The sequence below is a fragment of the Flavobacterium sp. UM26 genome, from assembly GCF_057922445.1.
Window position 1 is genome coordinate 355,391 of the sequence record NZ_JBVHCY010000001.1, and the last position, 17,065, is coordinate 372,455.

Sequence of the window (17,065 nt, forward strand, 5' to 3'; positions counted from 1 at the left end):
CTGTCAATTCTTGATTGACAGGCTTTGTAATAATTATAATCGTATTTCTTAAGCTTCAAATGGAAGTACAGAAACGTATGATTTATTATCTTTTTTCTTTTGGAACTTCACAACTCCATCCACTTTTGCATGCAAAGTATGATCTTTACTGATGTAAACGTTTTCACCTGGATTGTGTTTAGAACCTCTTTGTCTTACGATGATGTTCCCAGCGATAGCAGCTTGACCACCAAAAATCTTAACGCCTAAACGTTTTGATTCTGATTCTCTACCATTCTTAGAACTACCGACACCTTTCTTGTGAGCCATGACGTATTGGTTTTAATATTGTTATTATTCTTTTGTATCTTCTTTTTTAGCTTTTGGAGCTTTTTTTACTTTAGGAGCTGGAGCTTCTTCAGTTGTAGCTTCAACAGCTGCTTTTTTTGGAGCTGCTTTTTTAGCTGTTCCACCAGCAGTAATACCTTCAATTACAATTTGAGTAAGATATTGTCTGTGACCATTTCTTTTTTTGTATCCTTTTCTTCTTTTCTTTTTGAAAACGATAACTTTATCTCCTTTTAAGTGTTGTAACACTTTAGCTTCTACTGAAGCACCTTCTATAGCTGGGGCGCCTAAAGTTACATTTCCATTATCATCTAATAAAAGAACTTTGTCAAAAGAAACTTTTGAACCTTCTTCATTAGCCAAACGGTGAACATAAACCTTTAAGTCTTTGCTTACTTTAAATTGTTGCCCTGCTATCTCTACGATTGCATACATACCAAATTGATTTATTGATTTTTAAGGTTGCAAATATACAACTAAATATTAATCCTGCAATCTAATGTCTAAAAAATATTTCAATCCCTATTACCCTCTGATTTTTAAGCCATTTACTCTGTTCAAACCAATGTTAAAATCATGCAAAAACAAGATTATATTCACAATAAAGACTAAAATAAAGTACATTTGATGTAACATTTTTAATAGAACCTAAACTAATGCAACAACAAAATTCTAATAATCTTTATGAAAAAAACAATAATGGCTTTGAGTAGCGTATTGATGCTTGGAGGCGTTGCCTCGGCTCAAAAAGTAGCTTTTGAAGAGTATGATTTAGACAACGGCATGCATGTTATCTTGCATCACGATCCATCAGCACCTGTGGCCATTACTTCGGTAATGTATCACGTAGGAGCAAAAGACGAAAGACCAGATCGTACTGGTTTTGCTCACTTCTTCGAACATTTATTATTTGAAGGAACCCAAAACATCAAACGAGGAGAATGGTTCAAAATTGTAACTGCCAACGGCGGAGTAAACAATGCCAACACAACAGACGACAGAACCTATTATTATGAAGTTTTTCCTTCTAATAATTTGGAATTAGCCCTTTGGATGGAATCCGAAAGATTATTACACCCTGTTATCAACAAAATTGGTGTGGAAACTCAAAACGAAGTAGTGAAAGAGGAAAAAAGAACTCGATACGACAACCAACCTTATGGTAGATTTCAAGCAGTAGTAAAAGAAAACCTATTCAAAAAACACCCTTACCGCTGGACAACAATTGGCTCAATGGAGCACCTAGACGCTGCAACTTTAGAGGAATTTCAAGCATTCAACAAGAAATTCTATATCCCAAACAATGCGGTTCTAGTAGTGGCAGGTGACTTCAAAAAAGACCAAGCCAAAAAATGGATTGAACAATATTTTGGGTCAATCCCAAAAGGAGCACCTATCAAAAGGGAACAATTCATCGAAGAACCTATAAGCGAAACCATAAAAGCTAAATTTGAAGATAACAACATTCAAATTCCAGCTATTGTTGCTGCATATCGAACACCATCTATGAAAACTAGAGATGCCCGTGTATTAGACCTTATCTCTTCTTATTTGAGTGATGGTAAAAGCTCTAAGCTGTACAAAAAAATTGTAGACGACAAAAAAATCGCACTACAAGTAGGCGCATTTAGCAATAGCCAAGAAGATTACGGTATGTACATTTTGTATGGTTTACCAATGGGACAAAATTCCCCAACAGCAATCTTAAAAGAAATTGATGAAGAAATTGTAAAGCTACAAACCGAATTAATTTCCGAGAAAGATTACCAAAAACTGCAAAACAAGTTCGACAACAATTTTGTGAGCTCTAATGCTTCTATTGAAGGAATTGCTGAAAATTTGGCTAGCTACTATTTACTGTATGGTGATGTCAATTTAATCAATACAGAAATCGAAATGATTCACTCTATCACAAGAGAAGAAATTAGAGACGTTGCGAAAAAGTACTTAAACCCTAATCAACGTTTAGTTTTAGATTACGTACCAGCTGCTGAAAAGTCCAAATAACAAGATATGAACATTATGAAATCGCCACTAACAACAGGTTTGTTGCACACAAACACCAATTAAACAAAAGGCGATACCATATATGACCGAAAAAAAATAAATTTTACATATATGAAAAATATAAGCATCCTCTTAACCCTATTCTTTGTAACAGGAATTATGCAAGCGCAAAACAGACCACAACCCAAACCAGGACCAGCCCCTATAGTTCAAATCAAAAAACCACAAAGTTTTGTTTTAAAAAATGGACTAAAAGTTATGGTTGTAGAGAATCACAAACTGCCCCGTGTTTCTTTTACTCTAACATTAGACAACCCTCCTTTTGCAGAGGGCAACAAAAAAGGAGTAGATGATTTGACTAGCAGTTTGGTTGGTAACGGAAGTCAAAAAACTCCAAAAGATGTATTCAATGAAGAAATTGATTTCTTAGGTGCCAACATCAACTTTTCTTCTCAAGGCGCTTCCGCAAGTACACTTTCTAAATATTCTGGACGTGTTTTAGAATTGTTAGCTGAAGGCGCTTTGTTTCCACTTTTCACACAAGAAGAATTCGATAAAGACAAAGCGAAAATGATTGAAGGATTAAAAGCCAATGAAAAAAGTGTAGCTGCAATTTCTAGCCGAGTTGTTGATGTACTAGCTTTTGGCAAAAATCATCCTTCTGGTGAATACGTTTCAGAAGAAACGTTAAAAAACGTAACGCTGGCTGATGTTCAAAGCAACTACGCTGCTCGCTTTGTACCAGAAAACGCTTATTTGGTAATCGTTGGCGATGTAAAATTCAAAGAAACCAAAGCTGCTGTTGAAAAACTATTTGGCGCTTGGGAGAAAAAAACCATTACCAAAGAAAACTATACCGCTAATCCAAACGTAGACAAATTGCAAATCAACGTAGTAGATGTACCAAATGCAGTACAATCCGAAATTTCGTTGGTCAACACCTTGAATCTAAAAATGAATGACCCAGATTTTTTCCCAGCAGTGATTGCTAATCAAATTTTGGGTGGTGATTTCAATTCGTATTTGAATATGAATTTGAGAGAAAAACATGCTTGGACTTACGGCGCACGTTCTGAAATCGGTAGCGGAAAATATGTGACCAAATTTGTAGCTAATTCTGCCGTTCGTAATGCAGTTACTGACAGTGCAGTAGTAGAATTCATCAAAGAAATCAAAAAAATCAGAACCGAAAAAGTTTCTGAGGAAGTCTTGAAAAACGTAAAAGCAGGATATATTGGTCGTTTTGTAATGAATGTGCAAAAACCACAAGCCGTGGCACGCTATGCCTTAAACATCGAAACAGAACAATTGCCAGCCGATTTTTACGAAAAATACATTCAAACCATCAATGCTGTAACACCTGAGGATATTCTACGTGTAGCTAACAAATACTTCTTATTAGATAACACCCGAATTGTAATCGTTGGAAAAGCAAGTGAGATAACACCAGGTTTAGAAAAACTAAAACTACCTTTATTCTTTTTTGACAAATACGGCAATCCAGTAGAAAAACCAGTAACCAAAAAAGAAATTCCAGCTGGAGTTACCGCCAAAAGTGTTTTAGAAAACTACATCAAAGCTATTGGTGGAGACAAGGCTGTAGCTACTGTAAAGACCATTGCAATGACTGGTTCTACAACCATTCCACAAGCACCTTCTCCATTGAGTTTTACCTCAAAAATTGACAACAAAGGAAAGATGACAGTAGAATTAGCAATGGGAGCTATGAGCTTAATGAAACAAGTAATAAACGAAAAAGGGGCCTATGCCATTCAACAAGGACAACGCCGAGATTTTACTGGTAAAGACTTAGATGCGATGAAAGCTAGCGCCACAGTATTTAAAGAAGTATCTTTATTAAAAAAAGCAGACATCACCCTTTCTGGAATCGAAACCATCAATGGTAAAGACGCTTACGGAATCAAAGACGGCAAAACAACTTTCTTCTACGACATGACAACAGGTCTAAAAGTAGCCGAATCAAAAGTTCTAGAGCAAGGAGGTCAAAGTATGACGCAAACCACCAATTATGGCGATTATAGAGACGTAAAAGGCGTAAAAGTTCCTTTCAACATCATCCAAAATGTAGGTTTTGAATTAGACATCAAAATGTCTGATGTAAAAATCAACGAAGGCGTAACCGATGCCGATTTTCAATAATTACAACTTAGATTAAAAAATAAAGACTGCTTTTATCGGCAGTCTTTTTTCGTTTATACTGTTTTGGGCGTGAAATTCACTGAACTCCTATGAAAATTAACATATAGTGAAGTAATCCCTCACGCAAACCCGTTACAAAACATTTATTTTCTGGCCGATAAATACACCCCAACCAAAACAATAAAAGCCCCCAAAAGCTGCACTGGCGTTAACAACTCTTGGTCTAACATTCCCCAAAAAAATGCTACCACAGGAATCAAATACGTAACCGAAGTCGCAAAAACAGGCGACGAAATCTGAATGAGTTTAAAGAAAATGATATTGGCAATACCCGTTCCCAACACTCCCAAAATCAAAATATACAACACCGATTCTTGGACAGCCACTCCGTGCAACATCGAGAAAAAATCTGTGTAGTACAACACTACAAAAGCTGGAAAAAGCAAAACCAAAAAATTACCCGTTGTAATACTCAACGGAGGCAAATCCAATAAATATTTTTTTATCAAATTGACATTTGTAGCATAGCAAATCGAAGCAATCAGTACTAAGAAAGCATAATAATAATTTTGATTAGGATGATGCACCGCGCCATTCCAAATCAACAATGCGCTACCCACTAAGCCAATTAATACTCCAAAAATTTGATTGCGTCTAAAATCCAAACTGAAGAAAAGCGCTCCAATCAACAAAGTGTTCAAAGGCGTTAAGGAATTGAGAATAGAACTTATGGAACTATCTATTTGCGTTTGTGCAATAGCAAACAAATACGCAGGAATAAACGTTCCAAACAAAGAGGTCAAAGCAATGTACTTCCATTGATGATGTGGAATTTTTATCAAACTTCTAAAACCAATCACTAACAAAAACAGCGCTGCAAAAATAATTCGCAACGACCCCAACTGAAAAGCCGTTAAGCCCACCAATCCTTTTTTGATTAATATGAAAGAACTTCCCCATATAAGCGATAAAAGCAGCAAATAGCCCCATTTGATTTGTTTTGACATCATCTAATTTATTTTGGTTCAAAATTGTAATTATTTTGGGAATATCTAGGTGTTTTTTTAATTAATTTTGCCCTAAATACATTTTAAGTTCATCTAAATCAATACCAAATGAATAGTAAAAAAACGATTATAGCTATTGCAATTGCAAGTATCGTTATGATAAGTTGCAAAAAAGAAACTGAAGCAGCAAAACCAGAAGCAGTAACAACTGAAGCTCCTGCGGCTAAAAAACCAATTGCTGCCGCTAATGTACAAACCGCAAGTTTTGCTATCGAAGGAATGACTTGTGCCGTAGGTTGCGCAAAAACCATCGAAAAAAAATTGGCAGAATCTGAAGGGGTAGAAAAAGCTACCGTTGATTTTGATACAAAGTTAGCAACAGTAACTTTTGACAAAACCGTTCAAAACCCAACGTCACTAACTCAAGTAATTGAGGGTGTAGCCGATGGTAAAACCTATAAAGTTGTAAATACTAAGTCATAGGTAGAAAAATCCTTAAGCAAAAAAGCATTCGCGATAAACGAATGCTTTTTTTTATTCTGTTTACGGCCTTATGAAAAACTACACGTTCTAACTAGCCCTGATGGCAGTGGCATCCTTTGCCGCCGGGGTTCGGCGGGAAAGATATAACGAACAGCAGGAGGATTCGTAATTGAAAAACCTAGTGTTGTGCTCCTAAAAAATTACTTCCATTTTAAGGTTTCCATGATGTGCTGCATGTCATTTTTGATGTAACTAGCCGCCGGCATAATAGAGTCGAAATTAGGCTTGGCATAAAAATAAACTGAACCTGTAATGAAATGTCGTGTGCTATCGGTGGCGTAAAACTGCGAATTGGTAGCCGCATTACCGTCTACTTGATAAAACATACCATACACTTTTTTGTCTGGATTTAAGTAGGGTTGTTCAATAATATCATCGGCTTTGATCACGTGTTCAAAAGTTAATTTCTGAGCGTCACGCAATAATTGTTTAATGTTGTTTGACACCGGTTTGTATGTCAAATAAATAGTGGCTTTCATTTTGGGATAGGTGATAGTGTAGCTACAATCTGATTTTCCCTCGACTATCGCAGCATCATTTCTTTCGAAAGTAAAGGGACAGGAATTTTTAAAATCGATGTATTTAGCTTCTGGATAGTCCAATCTCAAATAGCCTGAAGGCTTAGGCAAGACGTCGTCTTTACAACCTGTTACTGCCAACAGCACAAGTCCTATAATAAGTATACTAACTTTTCTTTTCATTTTTTTTACATTACAACTTCCCTAAAATGGCAAGTCGTTTATAGGCAAACCGCCATTTGAGGGGTCAAAGTTAGTGTTTTTTGGTAATTCTTGTGAGTTATTGGCTTTCTGTTCATGTTCCTTTTTGGTGGTCAAAAAAGTAAACTCTGTAACTTGAATTTCGGTGGTGGATTTCATGGTTCCGTCTTCGGCTTGCCATTGTCGTGATTTGATGCGTCCTTCTACATATATTTTATCTCCTTTAGAAAGATACTTTTCGCATATTTCGGCAGCTTTGTTGCGTACCACCAAGTTATGCCATTCTGTTGAAGTGATTTTTTCGTTGGTCGATTTATTGATATAGACTTCGTTTGTTGCTAATTGAAAGCGTCCAATACAATTGCCGCCTTCAAAATAATGCATCTTAATGTCGTCTCCTAGATGCCCTATTAACATCACTTTATTCAATGTTCCGTTCATGATTACAATGGTATTTCTATCAAAGATACATTATTTTTTTAAAATTATTCAGCCCTAGTTGCTTCGATGAAATTGTGAATCACTATTGGAAACGGAAAGGTTTTCACTTCTTCATCGGTTACTCCATCATCTAAAATACAATCAAGGGTTACTTTCCAAAACTTGATATTCAAATGCTGATGTGATAATTTATGTATTATACTAATAGGATTCACCTCTTGAATACGCACTACCGAAGCACCAAAAGAAGTATCTTTCTGAATTAAAGACGCAATGGTTTCGAAACCTTCCTCTTGTTGTGTTTCTATCAAAGGAAACTCATATAAATTGTACCAAATCCCTTTATCGGTTCGCTGTTGAATTTTGGTATTCCCAATAGCATCGTTTACTACTATATAATTAAAGTAACGATGGCTTACTTTTAGCTTTTTGGATTTTACAGGTAGCTCACCTACCTTTCCTTTTTGCAAAGCAACACAACTGCTATTAAAAACACACTCGTTACAATTTGGACTTTTAGGCACACATTGTAATGCTCCAAACTCCATTATGGCTTGATTGAAAAGTGCAGGCTTATCTTTGGGTAGTAATTCGGCTGCCAAAGCAGTAAATTCTTTTTTGGTTTTTCCAGTACTTATATCCGATTCTATTCCGAAATACCGAGACAACACACGAAACACATTGCCATCAACCACAGGTACGGGTTCATTATAAGCAAACGAAGCAATGGCGGCAGCTGTATATGCACCAATACCTTTTAATTGTAAAAGACCTATATAAGTGTCCGGAAAAACACCCCCTAATTCGTTTACTATATATTGAGCTGTTTGATGCAAATTTCTAGCTCTAGAATAATACCCCAATCCTTGCCAAAGTTTAAGCACTTGTTGTTCATCGGCTTGAGCCAAATGTTCAACTGTAGGAAATTGATTTAAAAAAGCATAAAAATAAGGCATTCCTTGAGCCACTCGCGTTTGTTGCAGAATAATTTCTGAGAGCCAAATGGGGTATGGATTTGTGGTATTTCGCCATGGTAAATCACGCTTGTTTTGTAAATACCATATAATTAACGAGTTAGAAAAAGTCATTTTTAAAAATTTGTAAGCAAAAGTAAAAGTTTATGTAATTAAATTTTAACGAATTAGGTTGATTTATTGTTTTTTAAATTCGTATATTTGCAACCTCAAAAAAAATAGTACAACATATTAAACAAGGAAAGAAAATGACGAAAGCAGATATCGTAGCGAAGATTTCAGAAAAATTAGGTCTTGAAAAAGGAGATGTTCAAGCAACAGTTGAGACTTTTATGAATGAAGTTAAAACTTCATTAGAAACTGGAGACAATGTGTATCTAAGAGGTTTTGGAAGCTTTATCGTGAAAACTAGAGCTGAGAAAACAGGAAGAAATATTTCTAAAAATACCACTATTAAAATCCCAGCTCACAACATCCCAGCTTTTAAACCAGCGAAGGTGTTTGTAGAAGGCGTAAAAACGAATAACGAAGCAAAATAAACTATTAATTAATCATAAAATCTTCAGGATATGCCAAGTGGTAAAAAAAGAAAGAGACATAAGGTAGCGACGCACAAACGTAAAAAAAGAGCGAGAGCTAACCGTCATAAAAAGAAAAAGTAGTTTTAAACTACTTTTTTCTTTTTAAAAGTTCATTGAAATTTGAATTTCAGACATTAGATTTCAGACTTCAGATTGCAGCTTAAACTGCATATTGCTCTCTGAAAACTACGACTGAAACTTCATCCGGGTCAAACCTGTTAAATATTGTTTAATCCATCCTTACAATTCAGTTATGAGTTATAAGTTATGAGTTATGAGTTGTAAAACTGAAAACTGAAAACCGAAACTGAAAACTTTAACGTAAGGATAAAAATGTACAGCGTGAATAAAGAATTAATTATTCGTTCTAGTTCTGATGCCGTAGATTTTGCCTTATTAAAAGATGGAAAACTAATTGAATTACACAAGGAACAAGAAACAAGCAACTTTCAAGTTGGGGATATATTTATTGCCAAAATACGAAAACCTGTTGCTGGACTCAATGCTGCTTTTGTTAATGTAGGCTACGAAAAAGACGCCTTTTTACATTATCATGACTTAGGTCCAAACCTTGCTTCTCAATTGAAATTCATAAAACTTGTAAGCGCAGGTAAAATAAAAGATTTCTCCCTAAAAAACTTTCAGTTTGAAAAAGAGATTGATAAAGATGGCACCATCACCAATGTTTTAAATGCCAATCAATCTGTTTTAGTACAAGTAGTCAAAGAACCAATATCAACCAAAGGCCCAAGAATTAGTGCAGAACTATCCTTGGCTGGACGTTTTATCGTTCTTGTCCCTTTTTCGGATCGTGTTTCTATTTCTCAAAAAATAGAAGACAAAAAAGAAAAAGACCGACTCAAAAAACTTGTACAATCCATCAAACCAAAAGGCTTTGGCGTTATTGTTCGCACAGTAGCCGAAGGCAAAAATACAGCCGAATTAGAAAAAGATTTGCAGAACCTGCTCAGCAGATGGACTGCAATGTGTAAGAAATTACCAACTGCTCATCATCCGTCAAAAGTGCTAGGCGAACTCAACAGAGCCTCCTCTATCCTTAGAGACGTGTTTAATGATACCTTCAGCGGTATTCAAATAGATGATGAAGAGTTGTACCAACAAACAAAGGATTACTTGCAAGAAATTGCACCATCCAAACAATCAATTGTAAAGTTTTATCAATCGAAAGACACTCCAATATTCGAGAAATATAATATAGAGAGACAAATCAAGACTTCCTTCGGAAAAACAGTTTCCATGAGCAAAGGAGCTTATTTAATCATCGAACATACAGAAGCCCTGCACGTTATAGACGTTAATAGTGGTAACCGTTCGAACAAAGCCACCAATCAAGAAGACACCGCAATGGAAGTAAACATGATTGCTGCCGCCGAAATCGCAAGACAATTGCGTTTAAGAGATATGGGTGGAATCATAGTAGTTGATTTTATCGATATGGCCAATCCCGAAAATCGCAAAGTCTTATTCGACTTCCTTAGAGAAGAGATGAGCGATGATAAAGCCAAACACAAAATCTTACCTCCTAGTAAATTTGGGTTAGTTCAAATTACTAGACAAAGAGTAAGACCAGAAGTCAATATCAAGACCAGAGAAGAAGATCCTAATAATGAGAATGGTGAAATTGAAGCACCAATCCTAATCATTGACAAAATCACTTCCGATCTTGAAAGACATCTAAAAAACCACAAGAAAGTAGTACTCAATGTACACCCGTTTGTGGCTGCTTACCTCAGTAAAGGTTTTCCATCATTGCGTTCAAGATGGTTTTTTGAACACAAAAAGTGGGTGAAAATTATACCACGTGACGCTTACACGTATTTAGAATACCATTTCTATGACAAAAAAGGAAATGTTATTACAGACTAAAACAAACAAAACCGTCTCGTTTTCATTAACGAGACGGTTTTTTTGTGTCTTTTTTTAGCCACAGATTCACAAATTACAATTGAATCTAATCGTGAATTTTCAGGTTATGTTTTTTTAAAATTCAAAAGGATAATTAGGAGCTATTTCCAGCTATCCACTATATCTTTTCCTGCCTAAAGAAGGCAGTAAAAGGATGCCGTTCCTATCTGGGCTAGGGTTTTAAGGAGTTCAATCACTTTCTTTTCTCAGCAAAAAAACGCTTCATTAAATCTGCAGCTTCTTCTGCTAAAACACCTCGGACTACCGTAGTTTTGGGATGCAATTGAGTACCCATTTTTTCATACCCACGGTGCGTATCACTAGCCCCAAAAACAATTTTAGAAATTTGACTCCAATACAAAGCCCCTGCACACATTTGGCAAGGCTCTAAAGTCACATACAATGTACAATCTTTTAAATATTTTCCACCCAAGAAATTGGCTGCTGCGGTTATGGCTTGCATTTCGGCATGAGCCGTAACATCGTTGAGCAATTCGGTCAAATTATGGGTTCTAGCAATGACTTTCTCGGCCACAACAATAACGGCTCCCACAGGAATTTCACCTTTATCAAAAGCCATTTCAGCTTCTTGCAAAGCTTTCTTCATAAAATATTCGTCTGTGAAAGGATGTATCATAGTCGCCTAACCCACCATGGCGGGGAATAATTAAGTGAATCGCAAAAATATAAAAAACAAAACCGTAAATTCGCTTTTTGATTATAAATGAAATCCAATTTACTCGAACATATCAACAACCCAAAAGATTTACGCTTACTAAGTGAAGCGCAACTCCCTATTCTAGCACAAGAATTACGCGATTTTATAATCAATATTGTGGCAGTAAAAGAAGGGCATTTAGGCGCAAGTCTTGGTGTGGTTGAATTGACCATTGCTTTACATTATGTGTTTGACACTCCAAATGATTTGTTGGTTTGGGATGTAGGTCATCAAGCCTATGGACATAAAATTCTAACCGAAAGAAAAGCTGTTTTTCATACCAACAGACAGCTCAATGGTCTTTCAGGATTTCCAAAAAGAAGCGAGAGTATTTATGACACCTTTGGCGTAGGTCACTCATCGACCTCAATTTCTGCAGCTTTGGGAATGGCTATTGCTTCCAACTTAAATGGAGATTTCGAAAAACAACATATTGCCGTAATTGGTGACGCTTCAATTGCCTCAGGCATGGCCTTTGAAGGACTTAATCATGCTGGAGTGACTGAAGCCAATTTGCTGGTCATTTTAAACGACAATGCCATAGGAATTGACCCTAGTGTTGGCGCCTTAAAAGAGTACCTTACAGCCGTAAAAGAGGGGAAAAACCACCGACAAAACAACATGATAAAATCCCTGAATTTCGACTATTCAGGACCAATTGACGGTCACGACCTTCCTGCTGTTATTAAAGAATTAAAACGCTTAAAAAGCATAAAAGGACCAAAATTCCTTCATGTTATTACCACTAAAGGCAAAGGACTTCAACAAGCTGAAGAAAACCAGGTTCAATACCATGCGCCAGGCAAGTTTAATGCACAGACAGGAGATTTACTTCCTAAATCAGAAGCTAACTTGCCTCCAAAATACCAAGATGTTTTTGGTTTAACTCTTTTAGATTTAGCTCGAAAAAATAAAAAAATCATCGGAATAACACCGGCGATGCCTTCTGGAAGTTCTCTAAAATTTATGATGGATGAAATCCCAGATCGTGCTTTTGATGTGGGTATTGCTGAACAACATGCTGTAACACTAGCCGCCGGAATGGCTTCACAAGGAATGATTGTATATTGTAACATCTATTCGACTTTTTTACAAAGAGCCTACGACCAAGTGATCCATGATGTTGCCTTACAAAACTTACCTGTCATTTTTTGCTTAGACAGGGCAGGATTGGTTGGTGAAGACGGTGCTACACATCATGGAGTATTTGATTTAGCGTATTTAAGATGCATTCCAAATTTAATAATATACGCTCCGTTGAACGAAATAGAACTCCAAAACATTTTATACACTGTTCAATTAGGAATTAACCAACCTATTGCCATACGCTACCCTAGAGGCAGAGGTGAATTCATCAATTGGAAATCACCTTTCAAAAAAATACCGCTAGAAAAAGCCATTTGCATAAAAGAAGGAACTTCTATTGCCGTTCTCTCTACTGGAACCATTGGTAATAATGTAATAAAAGCAATCGAAGAATTAGAGAACAAATCTTATTATGCTCATTATCATTTTGGCTTTGTAAAACCACTTGACGAGACACTTTTACATACTATTTTCAATCAATTTGAAACAATAATTACTGTAGAAGACGGTGTGATAACAGGAGGTTTTGGGACAGCTATACTCGAATTTTCTGCTTCTCATAATTACTATAAAACAATTAGAACACTCGGAATACCTGATACTTTTATTGAACAAGGAACTGTAAACGAATTACAATACGCTTGCAAAATTGACGTTAAAAGCTTGAAAGACTTTTTTTCAAGCCACAAAATCAGTTAATTTGCATTTATTAAAAAGCCAATAATGAAATTTATACCAATACCACTTTTGTTATTATTCTTTAGTTTTTCTTTTCAAAGTTTTGCGCAAGAAACCACAACACTACCAGAAACTACAAACGATTCTATTACTCTTTTAACTCCTACTGCTGGTCCCACTTTTAGGCCTTTCGTTATACCAACTTCTTTACCCCCAATAAAAGCACCTACAATACGAAAAACCTCTGTAAATACCCTAGGGATTTCAAACTGGATAAAAAAGAATAAGCTTGGTTTTGATATCACTCAAATTGCTTTTGTAAACTGGAATGCAGGGGGTACAAGCTCTATTTCTGGATTAGTGAAAGGAAATTTCACTAGAGTCTATACCAGAGAAAATTACAAATGGCAAAATGAATTGATTTTTCGCTATGGTCTTAACAAACAAGATGGAATTGAATTGCGTAAAACAGATGATGCTGTCTTAATTAACTCCACTTTTGGTTATCGAAAAGACACCTTGACCAATTGGTATTACTCTGCAAAATTTAATTTCAATACTCAATTCACTGACGGATACTCTTACCCCAACAAAGAAGTAGCTATTTCTAGAGCTTTTGCTCCTGCGTACTTTTTTATAGGTCTTGGAGCAGAGAAAATTGACAAAAAGAAACATTACTCGTATTACATCTCTCCATTTACCTCAAAAACAACTTTAGTTTTAGATCAAAGATTAGCTAATCAAGGTGCTTTTGGAGTTGATGCTGCCATTTATGACACGAATGGAGTTTTGGTAAAAAATGGTAAACGATCGAGATCAGAGTTGGGTTTTCTTTTTTCAAGCCAAATAAAAAAGGAAATTTTTAAAAACATTCATCTGGATAACAGGTTAAGTTTGTACTCCGATTATATTAATAGATTTGGTAATATTGATATAGATTGGAATCTTCAGTTAGAACTTGTAGTTAATAAATATGTGAAAGCTAATATCGGTTCGCAATTAATTTACGACGATGATATTAAATCTAAAAGTGAAGAAAACGGTGTTCAAATCACCGAAGGACCAAAAGTACAGTTAAAACAAGTTTTAGGAGTAGGTATAGTTTATGAGTTTTAAAAACAAAAAGATCCGTCTTACAACAGATCTTTTTGTTTAAAATAGTTCAATTATTTAATAATTACTTTTTCGACATAATCTAGTCCAACACCCGTTACTTTAATTAGGTACATTCCAGATTGCAAACTACTTAAATCGATTTGTTTTTGATTTTCGAATGGTTGGTTATCAAATTTTATGACTACTCTACCATTTAAATCAAGCACATTTACATTAACGAGTCCACTATATTGATTAATTTTGATCGTAAGCAATCCTTTTGTTGGATTTGGATAAACAGACATAATATTAAGCTTTTCCAAATCATTTACAGCCAAAGTACAATTTGCTCCATTAGCAGGTCTAGTAAAATCTTCAACTTGATCATTCCCTTTATTTCTATCACCTGACGAAGCATTAACCCCCAGCCCTCTTGATGCGAATACCTCCCATATCATACAAAAATCAGCGCCACCTGTAAGTGCTTGATCAGCAGCAATTATCGCATCCCTAGCTTCAACAAAAGTAGGATTACATGGCTGGAGTTTAATACCATCCAAAACAATTTTCATGATTTTATTATTTCCTCCATTCCCATTATATTTATTTGCATCAAACCCATATTTATTGATGTAAGCCCAAGTTAAATCCCATAAAATAGTTGCCCAAACAGACCCTACTCCATGTACAGAAGTTTTTTCTACTCCATCTTCTTGGTACTGAAAATTATTGGTTGCTGCAAAAGTCATTGGATTAACACTTCTATCTGTCGAATAAGGATAGCTTCTAATACCTACACCATCAGTTGGTTCAGAAGATACAAATGTCCCTATCCCTCTTCTAGACCCTGGGCTATCTCCAGATTTAATTTGCATCATTAAGGCAAACCAATCAGACCATCCTTCTCCCATTTGATCGGCATTAGTTAAACAACTAGAGTTATTGCTACCACCTGCTAAACGTGTTGAGATTCCATGTCCATACTCATGTGCAATTATGCCGTTATCAAAGTCGCCATCAGCATTAACAAAAACAACATTAGCATCTTGCTGCAATGTAATATTTACTTTTCCAAATAATATTTCAGTTATAATTTTTTCACCTACTTCTTGAGTAACACTAATTGCAGGTATTTTTATACTTGCATCTGAACCTGACATTGAAATTTCACCATCAACATTGTTCACAACAATTACAGCAGAAGCTCCTGCATCTTGAGCATTTTTTACTTTGACAGCAAAACCACAACTTCCTCTTCTTAAAATAACAATTTTGCCATTCATCGAAGCAGAATTAGAAGGCGGAACACAAGCATCAGAAGTTCCTCCTGTATTATCTAAATAAAGCACCACGTCTGATTGAATAGAATTAGGCGATATTGGTAAATCCACTTTTCCTGGATTAAAATTATTTTGTCTAGCAACATAAGAACCCGCAATTGAGGATGGCGAATTCACTTTAATTGGTTTTATTTGAGGTAATCTATTCCACAAAAACATTTGCATTCTTCCAGGGTTACCGTCTGTAGGCGTTGAAAAATTAGCATTATTCAAACTCATTACTGTTGACATAGATCCATCTTGTGCTTCGGCAATTACATAATCAGCTTGTTTACCACCTTTATCATAATTATTTTCTTGAAAATTGCCATTTAACTCATTAAATCCATACTGATACCACACATCATGCATAATATTGTTCATATAAAACAAATTTGTTGTTGACGCGTCTATATAAGTTGAAGCAGCGACTCCAACTCCTCCATATGGATAATCAAAAATGAGATTTTGTCCTCCATCAGGACTTGTGCCGTTTGCTGAATTATTACCTAAAAAATCTTCTTTAGCCCAAACATTATTTCCTCTTGTTATGGTATATTCTGGACCAACAACTCCATTGGTGTCATGCCAACCAAATGGCGAAGCAGTCGAGTTCTCTACATTAGTTAATAATTTGAAGGGACCATGATTAGGACTTTCAAACTCAAAAGGCAGAACTCGATAAGTACCAGAATTTGAAGCTAAAGCTTGTGGAGTGAAAATCTGTTTGTAACTAATATCAAAAACCGACTTATCAAACTGTTTAGAAGAAACATTTTCAGCTTTGTGATCAAAACTACAAGAGATTACAAAATCATTTTTCTCTAATAAATCCCCATTATTAGCATCAATTCTGACACTCCAAATGTGATCGTGTTTAGGAGTATAAATTGTATAATCCCAAGCTAAAATTAAATCACCATCCAATGCTTGATGATAAACCAAATTAGCAAGAACAGGCTCGGCTATATCTAAACCATTCGAAACCTTGTATTTATTAACAGTTGTTGTTTCAAGTAATACAAACTCTTTGACTGGAACAATTCCTAATTGTGAATAAGCCTTTTTTAAACCCTCGATTACTGACAAATTAGCCTTAGTAGTATTTGCCTTTTTAGAAAGCCCATTTACGACTCTTTGTTGAACTGCAATAACTTCATTATTTTTAATGGAAAAATTTGAAATCGCATTAAAAATCTCAATCCCACCATAGCGCTGAACTACATAACAATTTTTAATTCCAGATGTTGTAGTTCCTCCATCGCTCTGTATTACCCAGTCCGAAAAATCATCTTTTGAAAAAATTGATTTTGATGCAGTTGTATTTAAATATCGTTGAATAATCTCTTTATTTGTTTGAGAAAATCCAAATAAAGAAATCATAAATAAACAAAAAAGTAATGTTTTTTTCATATATGTTAGTCGATTAATAATAGAAACACAAAAATGTAACAAAACTAATTGATATCCAACATTTTTAAAAC

General features: G+C 35.4%; 15 protein-coding genes. 7 read left to right on the top strand and 8 right to left on the bottom strand.

Going from position 1 to position 17,065, the window contains the following annotated elements:
• Window positions 1-48: 48 nt before the first annotated feature.
• Complete coding sequence (gene rpmA / locus ACZ1AQ_RS01565) at window positions 49-309, bottom strand: 50S ribosomal protein L27 (RefSeq protein ID WP_463338220.1); 261 nt, start codon at window positions 307-309, stop codon at window positions 49-51.
• Between the two features lie 24 nt (window positions 310-333).
• Entirely contained in the window at window positions 334-762 is a 429-nt protein-coding gene (gene rplU, locus ACZ1AQ_RS01570) for a 50S ribosomal protein L21 (RefSeq protein WP_024981940.1), read from the bottom strand.
• Between the two features lie 249 nt (window positions 763-1,011).
• Between rplU and ACZ1AQ_RS01575 the strand changes: the two genes are divergently transcribed.
• Together ACZ1AQ_RS01575 and ACZ1AQ_RS01580 are read left to right on the top strand one after the other, a co-directional pair.
• Entirely contained in the window at window positions 1,012-2,334 is a 1,323-nt protein-coding gene (locus ACZ1AQ_RS01575) for a M16 family metallopeptidase (protein ID WP_489631209.1), read from the top strand.
• A gap of 111 nt (window positions 2,335-2,445) precedes the next feature.
• A complete protein-coding gene (locus ACZ1AQ_RS01580) occupies window positions 2,446-4,494 on the top strand; it encodes a M16 family metallopeptidase (protein WP_489631210.1) in 2,049 nt (682 codons plus the stop codon).
• A gap of 143 nt (window positions 4,495-4,637) precedes the next feature.
• On the opposite strand, the gene ACZ1AQ_RS01585 is transcribed toward ACZ1AQ_RS01580, so the two are convergent.
• Window positions 4,638-5,504: a DMT family transporter gene (locus ACZ1AQ_RS01585; protein ID WP_489631211.1), complete on the bottom strand. Its 867-nt coding sequence runs from the start codon at window positions 5,502-5,504 to the stop codon at window positions 4,638-4,640.
• Between the two features lie 105 nt (window positions 5,505-5,609).
• Between ACZ1AQ_RS01585 and ACZ1AQ_RS01590 the strand changes: the two genes are divergently transcribed.
• Complete coding sequence (locus ACZ1AQ_RS01590) at window positions 5,610-5,984, top strand: cation transporter (RefSeq protein WP_489631212.1); 375 nt, start codon at window positions 5,610-5,612, stop codon at window positions 5,982-5,984.
• Window positions 5,985-6,184: 200 nt separating this feature from the next.
• On the opposite strand, the gene gldD is transcribed toward ACZ1AQ_RS01590, so the two are convergent.
• The 3 genes from gldD to mutY are packed head-to-tail and all read right to left on the bottom strand — an operon-like array spanning window position 6,185 to window position 8,292.
• A complete protein-coding gene (gldD, locus tag ACZ1AQ_RS01595; RefSeq protein WP_489631213.1) occupies window positions 6,185-6,745 on the bottom strand; it encodes a gliding motility lipoprotein GldD in 561 nt (186 codons plus the stop codon).
• A 21-nt stretch (window positions 6,746-6,766) separates the two neighbouring features.
• Window positions 6,767-7,204 (bottom strand): single-stranded DNA-binding protein, encoded by a 438-nt coding sequence (locus tag ACZ1AQ_RS01600; protein WP_489631214.1) that lies wholly within the window; start codon window positions 7,202-7,204, stop codon window positions 6,767-6,769.
• A 44-nt stretch (window positions 7,205-7,248) separates the two neighbouring features.
• Window positions 7,249-8,292, bottom strand: coding sequence for an A/G-specific adenine glycosylase (gene mutY / locus ACZ1AQ_RS01605; protein WP_489631215.1), 1,044 nt, complete (start codon window positions 8,290-8,292; stop codon window positions 7,249-7,251).
• A 104-nt stretch (window positions 8,293-8,396) separates the two neighbouring features.
• Here mutY and ACZ1AQ_RS01610 point away from each other — a divergent pair, with 104 nt between their 5' ends.
• Window positions 8,397-8,717 (top strand): HU family DNA-binding protein, encoded by a 321-nt coding sequence (locus ACZ1AQ_RS01610; protein ID WP_489631354.1) that lies wholly within the window; start codon window positions 8,397-8,399, stop codon window positions 8,715-8,717.
• A gap of 384 nt (window positions 8,718-9,101) precedes the next feature.
• Window positions 9,102-10,646 carry an Rne/Rng family ribonuclease gene (locus ACZ1AQ_RS01615; protein WP_489631216.1) on the top strand — a complete coding sequence of 515 codons (1,545 nt, stop codon included), beginning with the start codon at window positions 9,102-9,104 and terminating at the stop codon, window positions 10,644-10,646.
• Window positions 10,647-10,878: 232 nt separating this feature from the next.
• Here the strand turns inward: ACZ1AQ_RS01615 and ACZ1AQ_RS01620 are convergent, their stop codons facing one another.
• Window positions 10,879-11,322, bottom strand: a complete 444-nt coding sequence (locus tag ACZ1AQ_RS01620) for a nucleoside deaminase (protein ID WP_489631217.1) — start codon at window positions 11,320-11,322, stop codon at window positions 10,879-10,881.
• A gap of 87 nt (window positions 11,323-11,409) precedes the next feature.
• Between ACZ1AQ_RS01620 and ACZ1AQ_RS01625 the strand changes: the two genes are divergently transcribed.
• Window positions 11,410-13,188, top strand: a complete 1,779-nt coding sequence (locus ACZ1AQ_RS01625) for a 1-deoxy-D-xylulose-5-phosphate synthase (protein ID WP_489631218.1) — start codon at window positions 11,410-11,412, stop codon at window positions 13,186-13,188.
• Between the two features lie 24 nt (window positions 13,189-13,212).
• Complete coding sequence (locus ACZ1AQ_RS01630; protein WP_489631219.1) at window positions 13,213-14,283, top strand: DUF3078 domain-containing protein; 1,071 nt, start codon at window positions 13,213-13,215, stop codon at window positions 14,281-14,283.
• A 50-nt stretch (window positions 14,284-14,333) separates the two neighbouring features.
• Here ACZ1AQ_RS01630 and ACZ1AQ_RS01635 read toward each other — a convergent pair whose 3' ends face one another.
• Window positions 14,334-16,994 carry a T9SS-dependent M36 family metallopeptidase gene (locus tag ACZ1AQ_RS01635; protein WP_489631220.1) on the bottom strand — a complete coding sequence of 887 codons (2,661 nt, stop codon included), beginning with the start codon at window positions 16,992-16,994 and terminating at the stop codon, window positions 14,334-14,336.
• Window positions 16,995-17,065 lie beyond the last annotated feature (71 nt).

Excerpts from the sequence above, each read along its gene's own strand:
- ACZ1AQ_RS01580 (WP_489631210.1), top strand. The coding sequence starts at position 2,446 with ATGAAAAATATAAGCATCCTCTTAACCCTATTCTTTGTAACAGGAATT.
- ACZ1AQ_RS01600 (WP_489631214.1), bottom strand. The coding sequence starts at position 7,204 with ATGAACGGAACATTGAATAAAGTGATGTTAATAGGGCATCTAGGAGAC.
- gldD (WP_489631213.1), bottom strand. The coding sequence starts at position 6,745 with ATGAAAAGAAAAGTTAGTATACTTATTATAGGACTTGTGCTGTTGGCA.
- ACZ1AQ_RS01635 (WP_489631220.1), bottom strand. The coding sequence starts at position 16,994 with ATGAAAAAAACATTACTTTTTTGTTTATTTATGATTTCTTTATTTGGA.
- ACZ1AQ_RS01575 (WP_489631209.1), top strand. The coding sequence starts at position 1,012 with ATGAAAAAAACAATAATGGCTTTGAGTAGCGTATTGATGCTTGGAGGC.
- ACZ1AQ_RS01625 (WP_489631218.1), top strand. The coding sequence starts at position 11,410 with ATGAAATCCAATTTACTCGAACATATCAACAACCCAAAAGATTTACGC.
- rpmA (WP_463338220.1), bottom strand. The coding sequence starts at position 309 with ATGGCTCACAAGAAAGGTGTCGGTAGTTCTAAGAATGGTAGAGAATCA.
- ACZ1AQ_RS01590 (WP_489631212.1), top strand. The coding sequence starts at position 5,610 with ATGAATAGTAAAAAAACGATTATAGCTATTGCAATTGCAAGTATCGTT.
- mutY (WP_489631215.1), bottom strand. The coding sequence starts at position 8,292 with ATGACTTTTTCTAACTCGTTAATTATATGGTATTTACAAAACAAGCGT.
- rplU (WP_024981940.1), bottom strand. The coding sequence starts at position 762 with ATGTATGCAATCGTAGAGATAGCAGGGCAACAATTTAAAGTAAGCAAA.
- ACZ1AQ_RS01620 (WP_489631217.1), bottom strand. The coding sequence starts at position 11,322 with ATGATACATCCTTTCACAGACGAATATTTTATGAAGAAAGCTTTGCAA.
- ACZ1AQ_RS01585 (WP_489631211.1), bottom strand. The coding sequence starts at position 5,504 with ATGATGTCAAAACAAATCAAATGGGGCTATTTGCTGCTTTTATCGCTT.
- ACZ1AQ_RS01630 (WP_489631219.1), top strand. The coding sequence starts at position 13,213 with ATGAAATTTATACCAATACCACTTTTGTTATTATTCTTTAGTTTTTCT.